Origin of the sequence: Novosphingobium fuchskuhlense (assembly GCF_001519075.1) — a bacterium.
In the GTDB taxonomy this organism is placed as follows: domain Bacteria; phylum Pseudomonadota; class Alphaproteobacteria; order Sphingomonadales; family Sphingomonadaceae; genus Novosphingobium; species Novosphingobium fuchskuhlense.
This window is the reverse complement of the sequence record NZ_KQ954244.1, coordinates 1719090-1731867: the sequence shown is the minus strand read 5'-3', so window position 1 is coordinate 1731867 and position 12778 is coordinate 1719090. Positions and strand designations below refer to the sequence as shown.

General features: G+C 66.7%; 11 protein-coding genes, 2 tRNA genes and 1 other RNA gene. 5 read left to right on the top strand and 9 right to left on the bottom strand.

All coding sequences use genetic code 11. The features are described from left to right. The first annotated feature begins 69 nt into the window (after window positions 1–69). Together AQZ52_RS08100 and AQZ52_RS08095 are read left to right on the top strand one after the other, a co-directional pair. Window positions 70–1422: an APC family permease gene (locus AQZ52_RS08100; RefSeq protein ID WP_082697627.1), complete on the top strand. Its 1353-nt coding sequence runs from the start codon at window positions 70–72 to the stop codon at window positions 1420–1422. A 190-nt stretch (window positions 1423–1612) separates the two neighbouring features. Next, window positions 1613–1688, top strand: a tRNA-Thr gene (locus tag AQZ52_RS08095). A gap of 507 nt (window positions 1689–2195) precedes the next feature. Here AQZ52_RS08095 and AQZ52_RS08090 read toward each other — a convergent pair. Continuing rightward, window positions 2196–2281: transfer RNA gene (locus AQZ52_RS08090), tRNA-Tyr, on the bottom strand. A 167-nt stretch (window positions 2282–2448) separates the two neighbouring features. Between AQZ52_RS08090 and rlmB the strand changes: the two genes are divergently transcribed. Together rlmB and AQZ52_RS08080 are read left to right on the top strand one after the other, a co-directional pair. Next, a complete protein-coding gene (gene rlmB, locus AQZ52_RS08085) occupies window positions 2449–3273 on the top strand; it encodes a 23S rRNA (guanosine(2251)-2'-O)-methyltransferase RlmB (RefSeq protein WP_067908252.1) in 825 nt (274 codons plus the stop codon). Window positions 3274–3312: 39 nt separating this feature from the next. Further along, entirely contained in the window at window positions 3313–4221 is a 909-nt protein-coding gene (locus AQZ52_RS08080; RefSeq protein ID WP_067908248.1) for a hypothetical protein, read from the top strand. A 120-nt stretch (window positions 4222–4341) separates the two neighbouring features. Here AQZ52_RS08080 and AQZ52_RS08075 read toward each other — a convergent pair whose 3' ends face one another. The 6 genes from AQZ52_RS08075 to AQZ52_RS08050 form a co-directional block, all read right to left on the bottom strand. Continuing rightward, complete coding sequence (locus AQZ52_RS08075) at window positions 4342–4614, bottom strand: HU family DNA-binding protein (RefSeq protein ID WP_067908246.1); 273 nt, start codon at window positions 4612–4614, stop codon at window positions 4342–4344. A 259-nt stretch (window positions 4615–4873) separates the two neighbouring features. Beyond that, window positions 4874–7279 (bottom strand): endopeptidase La, encoded by a 2406-nt coding sequence (lon, locus tag AQZ52_RS08070; RefSeq protein ID WP_067909689.1) that lies wholly within the window; start codon window positions 7277–7279, stop codon window positions 4874–4876. 136 nt (window positions 7280–7415) lie between these two features. After that, window positions 7416–8252 carry a hypothetical protein gene (locus AQZ52_RS08065; protein WP_067908243.1) on the bottom strand — a complete coding sequence of 279 codons (837 nt, stop codon included), beginning with the start codon at window positions 8250–8252 and terminating at the stop codon, window positions 7416–7418. Between the two features lie 88 nt (window positions 8253–8340). Then, on the bottom strand, window positions 8341–9417 hold the full coding sequence (locus tag AQZ52_RS08060) for an MlaA family lipoprotein (RefSeq protein ID WP_240481481.1): 1077 nt from the start codon (window positions 9415–9417) through the stop codon (window positions 8341–8343). Window positions 9418–9539: 122 nt separating this feature from the next. Further along, window positions 9540–9875 carry a YbaB/EbfC family nucleoid-associated protein gene (locus AQZ52_RS08055; protein ID WP_067908241.1) on the bottom strand — a complete coding sequence of 112 codons (336 nt, stop codon included), beginning with the start codon at window positions 9873–9875 and terminating at the stop codon, window positions 9540–9542. Then, entirely contained in the window at window positions 9872–11689 is a 1818-nt protein-coding gene (locus AQZ52_RS08050; protein WP_067908238.1) for a DNA polymerase III subunit gamma/tau, read from the bottom strand. Before AQZ52_RS08050 ends, AQZ52_RS08055 begins: the two co-directional genes overlap by 4 nt. 97 nt (window positions 11690–11786) lie before the next feature. Between AQZ52_RS08050 and AQZ52_RS08045 the strand changes: the two genes are divergently transcribed. Then, entirely contained in the window at window positions 11787–12278 is a 492-nt protein-coding gene (locus tag AQZ52_RS08045; protein ID WP_067908234.1) for a DUF4188 domain-containing protein, read from the top strand. Here AQZ52_RS08045 and ffs read toward each other — a convergent pair. Next, an RNA gene (gene ffs / locus AQZ52_RS08040) (signal recognition particle sRNA small type) lies at window positions 12275–12369 on the bottom strand. The two genes, AQZ52_RS08045 and ffs, sit on opposite strands and share 4 nt — an antisense overlap. A gap of 55 nt (window positions 12370–12424) precedes the next feature. Further along, window positions 12425–12703, bottom strand: coding sequence for an ETC complex I subunit (locus AQZ52_RS08035; protein WP_067908231.1), 279 nt, complete (start codon window positions 12701–12703; stop codon window positions 12425–12427). Window positions 12704–12778 lie beyond the last annotated feature (75 nt).

Below are 12778 nucleotides of genomic sequence, written 5' to 3'. Positions count from 1 at the left end.
CCGGAGCCAGAGCGGCGCGGGCGCAAATGCCGCCTTCCCCCGCCGCCAAAACTCTTTAGCCTTGGCGCGATGCACTCCCTCCCCGAACCCGCACCGCACCACCAGCCCAAGCGCGTGCTCAGTACCACTGCCGCCGCCGCCGTGGTGATGGGCATGGTGATCGGCGCAGGCATATTCCGCACGCCGCAAAGCGTGGCGCAGGGCCTTGGCAGCGAGGGCACACTGATGCTGGCCTGGGCGCTGGGCGGGCTCTTCGCGCTCATCGGCGCGCTCTGCTATGCCGAACTGTCAGCCGCCTATCCCGATACGGGCGGCGATTACCGCTTCCTGCGCGAAGCCTTCGGCGCCGATGCGGCCTGGCTTTTCGCATGGTCGCGCTTCGCGGTGATCTTCTCCGCCTCGGGCGCGCTGCTTGCGTTCGTCGGGATCGACTACCTTGCCGAACTCGTGCCGATGGGCCCGTTCACCCGGGCCCTTGTGGCGGGCGCGATGGTGATTGTGCTCACCGCGCTCAACTTGCGCGGGGTGCAGACAGGGACGCGCGCACAGATCGCGATGGTTGCGATGGACGTCGCCGCGCTCCTCGCGCTCGGCGGTGCGGCGCTGTGGCTGACGCACCTCGGCGTGCCGCCGCAGCAGGTCACGCGCGCGCCTGCAGCGCCCGTCAGCCTCGCCGCGTTCGGACAGGCGATGGTCTTCATCATGCTGGCCTACGGCGGCTTCAACGATGCCGCCACGCTGTCCGCCGAAGTGCGCAGCCCCCGCGACATGACCCGCGCCCTGTTCGGCGGCATGGTGCTCATCACCGCGCTCTACATGATCGCCAACTGGGCCTATGTACGCGGGCTCGGCATGGCCGGGCTCGCCGCCAGCGAGGCACCGGCAGCCGCGCTGATGGCGCGCGCGTTCGGCACGGCGGGCGAAACGGCGATGGTCCTGTGCGTCGCGGTTGCCGCTTTTTCCGTCCTCAACGCGCTCATCATCGTGGGCGGCCGCACGCTTTACACCGCCGCAGAGGACGAACCCGCCCTCGCCCGCCTTGCCCAGTGGGACCAGAGCAAGGGCGTGCCGCGTGCCGCGATCCTTGTGCAGACCGCGGTCGAACTCGCGCTGATCGCCTGGGGTGCGGCCTCGGGCCGCGGTTTTGCGACCATGGTCGATTACCTGTCGCCGATCTACTGGCTGTTCCTGACCATGAGCGGCCTTGCCGTCGTCGTCCTGCGCACGCGCCAGCCGCATATCGACCGTCCCTACAAGGTGCCGCTCTACCCGCTCCTCCCGCTACTGTTCGCCGCCGGCTGCGCGGGCGTGCTCTACAGCAGCGTGCGCTACGTCGGCTGGTCGGGCTGTCTCATCAGCTTCGGCATGTTGGCGCTCGGCCTCGTCGTGCGCACCGGTCTGCGCGCGTCCGCCAGAGCGTGACGCCGCCGAGGATACCCCGAAGCCACGGCCGCACAGCGGTGACGGAGCGCGCGGAAGCCCCGACTGCACCCGCGCCGCCCGGTTCCTGTCTGCCAGCACGGTCGCGAGCAAACTTGCCCCCCGCGCTCCGCGAAATGCCATTGCCTATCGGGCATCCACTGGCTAAAGGGCGCGCCTGCCCACAAGGCACGCCGCTTTAGCTCAGTCGGTAGAGCACATCATTCGTAATGATGGGGTCAGGTGTTCGAATCACCTAAGCGGCACCACCTCTCCAAGGTGCTTTCCCAAGCAAAATCATCCGCAAGCTGCCAACTGCCTTCGAGCGAAGTGGAGCGGTTCTGCCCGCTGGAAGGCCCGAAGCCGGTGACCTGCCACTGGTAATTTCGTCCCGTTGCGATTGGCCGAGGACGGACAAGATGAAGCGGCGCCTCCTGGCGGATGCCATGCTGGACAAAGCGGTGCCCATCGCAGGCTCGGTCGCTACCAGTCCCGGTGGCCACCGGTGACGAAGTTACGCGCCCATTGGCGTGAACTTGCCAATGCAAGGCACCGGTTTACCGTTCAAGGTAGGTGCCGGAACTCGTCAACGCTGCCGAGATCGCCAGAGCCGTGAACTTGCCCATCATTTACCCAAAAACGTCCTCTCCCGCGGTCTTCCCGTCCCCCTCGGATGCAGGCGGAATGCAGCGGTCACAGGCGGGCTCGCACGGGAAAAATGTCGCAAAATTCTGCGGGTTTCTCCGGTGTTTTGCGATGCTTGGCGGAACGGCTGGTGGTGGACAGGGCTAGATTCGAACTAGCGTACGCTTGCGCGGGCAGATTTACAGTCTGCTGCCTTTAACCACTCGGCCACCTGTCCACACCAGTGCTGCCGGTCCGGGAGCATGCTCCCGATTGTGCGCCACGCCTTTTCGAAAAAGAGCGGCTCCGGCCGAGTGAGGCGCCCCTTTGGCGAAGCTCCGCTTGCCTGTCAATGGGCCCACTGGCATGGCCCGCGCAATAATTTCCAGCATGAAAGCCTCAACGATGCCCAAGCGCGATGAAAATTCCGGCCGCAGCAAGCCCATGCGCGGGCGCGCGGGGCGCATGCAGGGCGGGCGCGGCTCCGGCCGGGCCTCGACCGGTGCGGTGCGACTGTGGGGGCGCCATGCCGTCGAGGCGGCGCTGACGAACCCGATGCGCTCGGCCAAGAAGCTCTGGGGCACGCGTGAGGCGATCCAGTCGCTCCTTGACGACAACGAGGCCGAACTGCCCTCCACTCTGCCCGTCGAGTACGCGCAGGCGGCCGATCTTGCGCGCCTCGTCGCGCGCGATGCGCCGCATCAGGGGCTGGTGCTTGAATGCCTTGCGCTCGAGGATGTCGCGCTGGTCGATGTGCTCGAAGAAGCCGAAGGCCGCACGCTGGTCCTGCTCGATTCGGTCACCGATCCGCACAATGTCGGCGCGATCCTGAGGAGCTGCGCCGCGTTCGATGTCGCCGCGCTGATCACGCAGGACCGCCACGCTCCGCCCGAATCCGGCACGCTGGCCAAGTCTGCCTCGGGCGCGCTTGAAGTCGTGCCGTGGGTGCGCGTCGTCAATCTCGCCCGCGCGCTCGAGCAGATCGCCGAGGCCGGCTATTGGCGGATCGGGCTCGATGGCGAGGGCGAGGCCGTGTTTCCCTCGGCGGTGCCGGCCGGGCCCGTCGCGCTGGTCTTCGGCGCGGAAGGCGAAGGGCTGCGCCACAATGTCGCGCAGCACTGCGATGCGATTGCCCGGCTGCCGATTGCTTCCGCGGTGGAAAGCCTGAATGTTTCGAATGCGGCAGCAATTGCGCTCTATGCTGTCGCGACTCGGGACGAGACCGACTGACGCAGCCGGCCTTCACCCCGCGGAACCGGGGGATCTGCCATGATTGCCAATCGCAGGATCACAGCCGCTATCGGCGCCGCTGCCATGCTTCTCTTTCTGGCCGGCTGCATGGTGCTGCCGGGCAAGTTCGCCAGCGATCTTGTGCTGCGGCGCGACGGCACGTTCACGTTCCACTACAAAGGCGAGATCGTGCTGGCGGCGCTGGCGCAGGGCGCCAAGGGCACGCGGGACGTTCCGGCCGGCGATCTGCTGAGCGAACCCTTCGAACAGCAGCCCTGCACCGATCCTCAGACCGACGAGTCACATGAATGCTCGGCGGCCGAAATCGCGCAGCAACGCGCGAAGTGGAGCGACGAGCAAAAGGAACGCAGGGCCGCAAAGGCGGGCGAGGACGCGCAGAACCGCAAGATGATGCAGTCCATGATGGGCGGTATCGATCCCGACGATCCCAAGGCGGCCGAAGCCTTTGCCCAGCGCCTCGCGCGCCAGCAGGGCTTTGCGTCGGTCGTCAGCAAGGGCGGCGGCAAGTTTGAGGTGGATTACACCGCAAGCGGCAGGCTCGACCATGACTTCACTTTTCCCACCATCGAACGCCTGCCGATGGTCATGCCGTTCGTCTCGGTCATCCGCCGCGCCGATGGCAGCGTGCGGGTCGATGCGCCTGCGTTCAGCACGGCTGCGGCAAACCCCGTGATGCCCGGGCTCGGTGCCATGGCGGGGGCGATGAGCGGCATGAAGAGCACGGGCAAGCCGGGCGCGAAGCCTGGCGCAGACGGGCCGCCGATCGCCGAGGGCACCTTCACCGTGCGCACCGACGGGCAGATCCTGGCGAACAACACCGACGAGGGCCCGCAAGCTGAGGCGGCCGGCGGACTGACCCGGCTCGACTGGAAGGTCGATGTGCGCACGAGCGCCGCGCCGACAGCACTTATCAAGCTGGCGAAGTAGCCCGGCCGCTCAACCGGTCCGGAAGCGCAGACACAAAAACGCCGCCCCGGATGGCCGGGCCGGCGTTTTTGGTGCGGTACGCGCGCGGCTGGAAGACCACGCGCCGAACCATTCCCGATCTTAGTTGACGGCGTCCTTCAGGCCCTTGCCGGCCTTGAACTTCGGCTGGGCGGAAGCCTTGATCGACATCGGTTCGCCCGTGCGGGGGTTGCGGCCCGTGGAGGCCTTGCGCTTGGCAACCGAAAAGGTCCCGAAACCAACCAGACGCACTTCATCACCCTTGGCCAGCGCGGTGGTCACGCTGTCGAAAACGGCTTCGACCGCCTTCGTTGCATCACCCTTGGTAAGGCCGCTCGCGTCGGCCACAGCGCTGATCAGATCGTTCTTGTTCATTGCGGAACCCCCATTGGCATTTATGCAAACAACCGGCTGCCTGAATCGAAATTCGGGTCGCGCGAAGAGAGCCGAGAAAGAATCGGCTGTCAAAGCCAAAAACGCCCCGAATCGCCGATTTATCGGCGGAATCTGGCCCTTTCGTGACGAGACGGAGCTCCTGAACCCGCTGAATGGAAGGCGTGGAGCAAACCTTCGTTAATGCTGCACTGCGGGGTGCAGCATGCTGCAACATGCTGCACCCCGCGATGAAGCAGGGTCAGTGGGCGGTGGGGATCGCCGCTCCGCCCGCAATCACGGGCTGGGGCCCAGCCGCCAGTTCGTCTGCCTCGGTCCACTCGATGGCTTCGGTAGGCGCGATCAGGGCGCGGGCAAGCACCTCATCGACGTGGCTTACCGGCACGATCTCCAACCCCTCGCGGATGTTGGCCGGAATCTCGGCGAGGTCCTTGCGGTTCTCTTCGGGGATCAGCACCGTCTTGATGCCGCCGCGCAGCGCCGCCAGGAGCTTTTCCTTGAGCCCGCCGATCGCCAGCACCCGGCCGCGCAGCGTGACCTCGCCGGTCATCGCGACATCGGCGCGAACCGGAATGCCGGTCAGCGTGGAGACCATTGCCGTCACCATGCCAACGCCCGCGCTTGGCCCGTCCTTGGGCACCGCGCCTTCGGGCAGGTGGATGTGCAGGTCCTTGCGGTTGAACACCGAAGGCTTGATCCCGTACTGCGGCCCGCGCGCCTTGACGAAGCTGAACGCCATCTGGACGCTCTCGCTCATCACCTCGCCGAGCTTGCCGGTGGTCTTGACCGCGCCCTTGCCGGGCACCGTCACGCTTTCGATCGTCAGCAGCTCGCCGCCAACTTCGGTCCAGGCCAGGCCCGTCACCGCGCCGACCTGGTTTTCATCGTCCGACATGCCGTGGCGGAACTTGCGCACGCCGGCAAAGTCCGCGAGGTTTTCCGGCGTGATGGTGACAGCGGTGTCCTTCTTCTCGAGGATCCGCCGCAGCGCCTTCCTTGCCAGCCGCGCGATCTCGCGCTCCAGCGTGCGCACGCCCGCCTCGCGGGTGTAGTAACGGATGAGGTCGCGCAGCGCCACCGGCTCGAGCGTGAACTCGCCTTCCTTCAGCCCATGCGCCTCGATCTGCTTGGCGATGAGGTGCCGCTCGGCGATCTCGACCTTCTCGTCCTCGGTGTAGCCCTCGAGCCGGATGATCTCCATGCGGTCGAGCAGCGCCTGCGGCAGGTTGAGGCTGTTGGCCGTGCACACGAACATGACGTCCGAGAGGTCGATATCGAGCTCGAGGTAGTGATCCTGGAACTTCGCGTTCTGCTCCGGATCGAGCACCTCGAGCAGGGCCGAGGCGGGATCGCCGCGGAAGTCCTGACCCAGCTTGTCGATCTCGTCGAGCAGGAACAGCGGGTTGGACGTGCCCGTTTTCTTAAGGTTGGTCACGATCTTGCCCGGCAGCGAGCCGATGTACGTGCGGCGGTGACCGCGGATCTCGGCCTCATCGCGCACCCCGCCCAGTGACTGGCGCACAAACTGGCGGCCGGTCGCCTTGGCGATCGACTTGCCGAGGCTGGTCTTGCCCACGCCCGGCGGGCCGACGAGGCACAGGATCGGCCCCTTCAGCTTGTTGGTGCGCGCCTGCACCGCGAGGTACTCGATGATGCGGTCCTTGACCTTGTCGAGCGCATAGTGATCGGCATCGAGCACGGCCTGCGCGGCCGCGATGTCCTTCTTGAGCTTCGACTTCTTGCCCCAGGGCAGGCCCAGCAGCACGTCGAGATAGTTGCGGATGACGGTCGCCTCGGCGCTCATCGGCTGCATCGTGCGCAGCTTCTTCAATTCGGCGGTCGCCTTGGCGCGCGCTTCCTTGGAAAGGCGCAGCTTTTCGATCTTTTCGGCAAGCTCGGCGATCTCGTTGCCTTCGCCATCATCGCCGCCGCCCAACTCTGACTGGATCGCCTTGAGCTGTTCGTTGAGGTAGTATTCGCGCTGCGTCTTTTCCATCTGGCGCTTCACGCGCCCGCGGATCTTGCGCTCCACCTGCAGCACACCAAGCTCGCCCTCCATGAAGGAGAGCACCATCTCGAGCCGCTTGAGGGGATCGGCCTCGGCCAGCACCGCCTGCTTTTCGGACACACGCGCGGCGAGGTTTGCGGCGACCGCGTCCGCCAGCTTGCCGGCATCCTCGATATCGCCCAGCTGCGAACCCGCATCCTGGGGCAGCTTCTTCGAGAGCTTGGCATATTCGCCAAACTGCTCGACCACCGAGCGCATCATGCCGGCGATCTCGGGGCCGGAGACGTCAGCCGGCTCGACCAGCTCGACGTCTGCGAGCACCAGCTCGCCCTCCGCCACGGTCGCGGCGGTAAGCGCCTTCAGCTCCGCGCGCTGCTGACCCTCGACCAGCACGCGCACCGTGCCATCGGGCAGCTTCAGCAGCTGGAGGACCGTGGCGACCACGCCGGTATCGTAAAGATCGTCGCGGTCGGGATCGTCGCAGCCGGGATCAAGCTGCGCGAGGAGGAAGATTTCCTTCGAACCCGCCATCGCGGTTTCCAGCGCGGCGACCGACTTTTCACGGCCGACGAACAGCGGCACGACCATGCCGGGGAACACGACAATGTCGCGCAGGGGAAGCAAGGGATACTGAGCCATGATCTTCAATTCCATTCGCCCTGCCGTCGGGAGAAAGAACGGCAGGTTCTCTTGAAAGTGAATATGGGAGCCCGCCTCCCTGCCCGCAATGGCCCCTAGTGCCGGGATTGTGGATGAGGGCGCAGGTAGCCGCCGTTCAGGGCGTCGGTGCTGCCCGCCGGCTTTGCCGCCAACGCTCCACCTGTTCATCCCTCTCGCGCAGGATCGTGGAAATCACGTTTTCCCGGTCGCTCCGGTAGGTCGCAAGGGCGGAAGGGCACACCGCCTCGTCCGATGCCAGCAGAGGTTCCTGCCGCGCCCAGAACGCCGCCATCGCCGCCACGAGCCGGCGGCCAGCCGCCTTCTTGCGCTTGAAGCGTTCAAGATCTCTGGCGATCCACCGGTTCTCGCTCACCCAGCGGATCGGGGGCCGGCGGGTGCCGTATTCAAACGCGACCAGGCGGCGGTAGACGTTCAACCCGGTGTGGTCCGCTTCGCGTTTCCGCGCGATGAGGAAGAGCCACGCCTTCTCCCGGTCGGCCGCCGAAAGCTCCGCCTGCAGCCATTCGGCAAAGCGCCGGCGGAATTCGGCGTTGCAGGCCGGCCCGAGGATTGTCTGCCCCTGATACTCGCGCAGCACGCGCGCATGATTCTCCCGCTTGATGCCCTTGAGCCGGGGATCGTCGAACAGGTTATCATTGTACCCCTGGATGCCGCCGGCCAGATCGAGCTCGCCTTCAGGTCCGCAATCGCTGAACCACAGCCTGATCGGGCGCACATTGGGGACCAGCAGCTCGGCCAGCTCATCGTCGACCGCAACCTGCCCTGATGAGAGGCGCTTCGCCGCCTCACGCTGCAGCTGCTTCGTCTGCACGCGGGACCAGTGGCGTTGTTCCGCAACGGACGGATTGCCGACCGGGAGCCAGACGCAGGCCTTGGCCGCTGCAGGCAAGGCGGCCAGCACGAGCGCCAGAACAACCGCAAGCCGCGTCATCGAAACGCTCTCCCATGGCTTCAGGGAAAGCTATACCGGGAAACGCTGCTGCGCAAACAGGTGCTCGCCGGGGTGCAAGCCGGAAACCTCAGGGGGTCGGCTGCACCACCGGCTCGGATTTGAACACCGGCGCCGGTGGCGCGGGCGGCTGCGCTGCGGGAGCAGGCGGCGGCGCGACCGGCGCGGGCTCTGCAGCGGGTGCAGCGGGCTGCACCGGCTCCGCCGCCGCCGCCGCATCCGCTGCCTTGTCGTCAGCCTCGATTACCCGCTTCTCCGCTGCCGAGACGGGCGCAGCCGCTGCACCGATCGGCCGCGCGAACGGGCCATAGCGGGTCTGCCCCTTCGCAAGCGGCCCGCGCCCATGCAGCGCCTCGATCTGGTCGATGCGCGATTGCAGGTAGACCCGGCGGTAGGTCGAATAGGGATCGGCCGCATTGCGCAGGCGCTTGAAGTCCTCATCCGCCTCGTTGCGATAGTCGAGCGCGTCAATCGTGTAGATCGGGATCGCGTACCAGGGCTTGTTGAACGGCGTGCCCACACCCAGCGGCAGCACCAGCCGGTCCGCGATCAGGCCGAACAAGTCGCGCACCGTCGTCGGGCCGACCAGCGGCAGGAACAGGTAGGGCCCCGGCCCCACGCCATAATAGCCCAGCACGTTGGCGAGGCCGTTCTGGCGATAGGGCAGGTTGAATGGCTTGCTGCGTGCAACGTCGATCGTGCCGCCAAGGCCGATCGTGGAATTGATGCCGAACCGGGCCACCGTCTCGGCCGCCTTGCCAGGCTTGAACTCCAGCACATAGGCAATCGCGACCACCGGTTCGCGCACGTTGCGGATGAAGTTGCGCAAGGCCATGCGCAGCGGTCGCGGCACGGCCTTCTGATACCCGCTGGCCACCGGCCCGACGAGCTTGTCGTCCACCGTCTGCAGGATTTCGTAGCTTGTCTCGTTCGCCTTTGCGAGCGGGTCCTCGGGCGGCGCCTTGATCGTGCCTGAAACGACGATCTCGCCCGCAAGCGGCGGCAGCGCATCCTTGGCCGGTGCGGGTGCCGCAGCGGCTGCCGGTGCGGCAGGCGGAGCCGGCGTGGCAACCGGCGCAGCAGGGGCGGCAGCCGGCGGCGTAACATCGGAAGGCGGGGTGCTGGCCATCGCGGCGGCAGCAAGCAAGACAAGTGCGCTCAGGGGGAAACGACCTTCATGGGGCGCGCCGACGTTATGTCGGCGGCCCGTTCAACTTTTGTAACAATTGTGTATAACGCCAGTACGCTGTCAGCGCCAGCCTGCCGCGCTCAGAACGGCAGCTTGAAGCCCGGCGGGATGCCCGCAGCCATCTGCACCTTCTGCATTTCCTCGGCCGCGGCGGCATCGGCGCGCTGGCGGCAATCGTTGAAGGCTGCGGCGATCAGGTCTTCGAGTATGCCCTTCTCGGCCTTTTCCATGAGGCTGTCGTCGATGGCGACGCCGATCACGCGGCCCTTGGCCGAAGCCTTGATCCTCACGAGCCCGCCCCCGGCCACGCCTTCGACCTCGATCTGGTCGAGCTTCCCTTGCGCGTCCTCCATCTGCTTCTGGATGGTCTGGGCGGCGGCCTGTGCGGCCTGGATCATCTCTTCCATCGACTTCATGCGCGTTTGCTCCAAGGTTTGCGTTCCGCCGCCGATATAGTGCTCTCGTCGATCATTTCAGCCCCCGGAAACGCGGCAAAGGCCGCGCGCACCAGCGGATCCTCGCGCAAGGCGGCTTCCTCGCGCGCGGCGGCTGCGGCGCGCGTCTCTTCAAGGCTGGGCAGCGCGCTTGCCAGATCATGGCTGCGCTCGACCTGCCAGTGTCCGCCCGTCGCGCCCTCAAGGCCGCGCCGCATGTCTGCTGTGGGATCGCCCGGAATGCCCGGGGCCAGCGCATAGACCAGCCGCCCCGGCGCCAGCGATACCACCCGCACCGAAAGCCGCATGGCAGAACCGATCAGCGGCGAAATCTGCTCGACCTGCTCGACCAGCCCCGCCCACTGCGCCAGCACGGCATCCACGCTGGGCGGCGCTGCCGCCACCGGAGCGCCGCCGCCGGCCGGAGCCGCCGCCTGGACAACCGGCGGGTTCGCCGCAAAGGCTTCCAGCTGCTTGATCAGCCCGCCTGGGTCCGGCAGGTCCGCCGCGTGCATGACCCTGAGCAGCGCCATCTGCGCCGCCACCAGCGGATCGGGCGCGCCGCGCACTTCCTCGTAGCCCTTGAGCAGCAATTGCCACAGCCGGTGCAGCGCGCCTGCGCCCAGCCGCTTGGCCCAGCCCTCCAGCGCCTCGCGCTCTTCGGCCGAACGCGCATCCGCCGCATCCGAAATCTGCGCCACGGTCACCTTGTGCACCAGATCGAGCTGCGCGCGCATCATCGCCGTGGGCTCGATGCCGAGCGCAAACTGGCTCGCCACTTCTTCGAGAACGCCGTCGCCCTTGCCGCCGATCACCGCCGCAAACAGGCGGCGCTGCATGGTCTTGTCGGCAAGGCCCAGCATCTCGCGGACCTGCTCGGCGGTAACGGCACCACCACCCGCCATGTCGGCATGGCTGATCGCCTGATCGAGGATCGAGAGCCCGTCGCGCACCGAGCCTTCGGCCGCTGCCGCGATCATCGCCAGCGCCTCGTCCTCGGCCTGCACGCTTTCCGCCTCGCAGACCTTGCCGAAATGCGCGGCAAGCACCGGCGTCTGGATGCGGCGCAAGTCAAACCGCTGGCAGCGCGAAAGCACCGTCACCGGCAGCTTGTCGACTTCCGTGGTCGCGAAGAGGAACTTCACATGCGCGGGCGGCTCCTCCAGCGTCTTCAGCAGCGCATTGAACGCGTTGCGGCTGAGCATGTGGACTTCGTCGATGATGTAGATCTTGTAGCGCGCCGAAACCGCCGCATAGCGCACCGCCTCGATGATCTCGCGCACGTCGTCGACACCGGTATGGCTCGCCGCGTCCATCTCGATCACGTCGATGTGCCGCCCCTCGGCAATCGCCACGCACGGCTCGCACTGGCCGCAGGGATCGATCGTGGGCCCGCCCTGCCCGTCCGGGCCTATGCAGTTGAGCGCCTTGGCGATGAGGCGCGCGGTCGAGGTCTTGCCCACCCCGCGCACGCCGGTCATCAGGAAGGCATGAGCCAGCCGCCCACGCCGGATCGCGTTGCCCAGCGTCTGGACCATCGCGTCCTGCCCGATAAGCTCGGCAAAGGTCTGCGGGCGATATTTGCGCGCCAGTACGCGGTAGGGCTGGCCGGACGGTGCCGGCGCAGGGGCCGCGACCGGCGGCGGCGCCCGCTCCTCTTGCACCACGCTGGCAGGCGACACGGGATCGCCGAACATCGAAGCCTGCCCCGCCGCCTCAAGCTCGGCTGCCGAGGGGGTATCGTCCGCGGGCTCGTCCGCAGCGGGATCGCCAAACATGTCGGTGGAATCGGCCATGGTCCCTGATTAGGCTCTCTCGCGCCGATTGTCGAAGCCCTGCCGCACACCTTGCCGGGGATTGACAGGCAAGCCGCCTGACCGGACATTCCCGCCCATGAGCACCATCACTCCCGGGCGGATGACCGCCGCCCATCAGGATCCGCTTGTCGTCTTCGTGATCGGCATGCGGATCAACCACTTCCACAAGGTGAGCAAGTGGTGGCCGGTGATCAATGCCATGGGCCCGATGATCGCCGAACTCTCACGCAATCCCGAAAGCGGCTTCCTCGGCACCGAAACCATGCTGCGCAGCCTGCGCACGATCGCGCTGCTGCAGTACTGGCGCGATTTCGACAGCCTTGAAGCCTATGCCCGCGCCCGCGACCAGAAGCACTGGCCGGCATGGACCGCCTTCAACAAAGCCATCGGGAATGACGGCACTGTCGGCATCTTCCACGAAACCTACGTCGTACCCGCCCACGGCAGCGAGACGATCTACGCCAACATGGTGCCCTTCGGCCTCGGCAAAGTCAGCGGCGTGGTGCCCGCGACGGGTTCGCGCAACGAAGCGCGTTCACGGATGCGGGGCATATCGGGGGAAGATTGAAAGGAGCCGGGCGACCCGCCGCACATCGTTGTGGCTGCTTCCTTCCGGACCTGACCAGGTTGGCGACAGCTAACGTCCGCCCGACTCCCGCGGCGCATATGGCGGCGCCCACAGGAAAATGCAATCCCGCGCGAAAGCCGGGAACCCTAGCGGAAGTTGTCGGCGTAGCTCTGCAGCTTGAGCCGCCGAGGCGGCACCGGGCTGACATGCGCGGCAATGCCGTACTTGTCGGCATAGGCCCTGGCTTCGTCGGCGCTGGCGAAGGTCAGGACGACCTGCACTTGCGTATCGCCCGAGCCGGCCCAACCCATCAGCGGATCGGGCCGCCGTGCCTCGGCCGGCGCAAATTCGAGAACCCACTGGTGGTCACGCGCTTTGCCCGATTGCATGGCATTCTTCGGGCGCTGGTAAATGCGAGCAGTCATGCCCCCCCTTGCCCACGAATCGGCTTTGAAATCAAGTGCGGGTTGGTTCGGAATGCGGTGTTTGCGGCTCGTGAT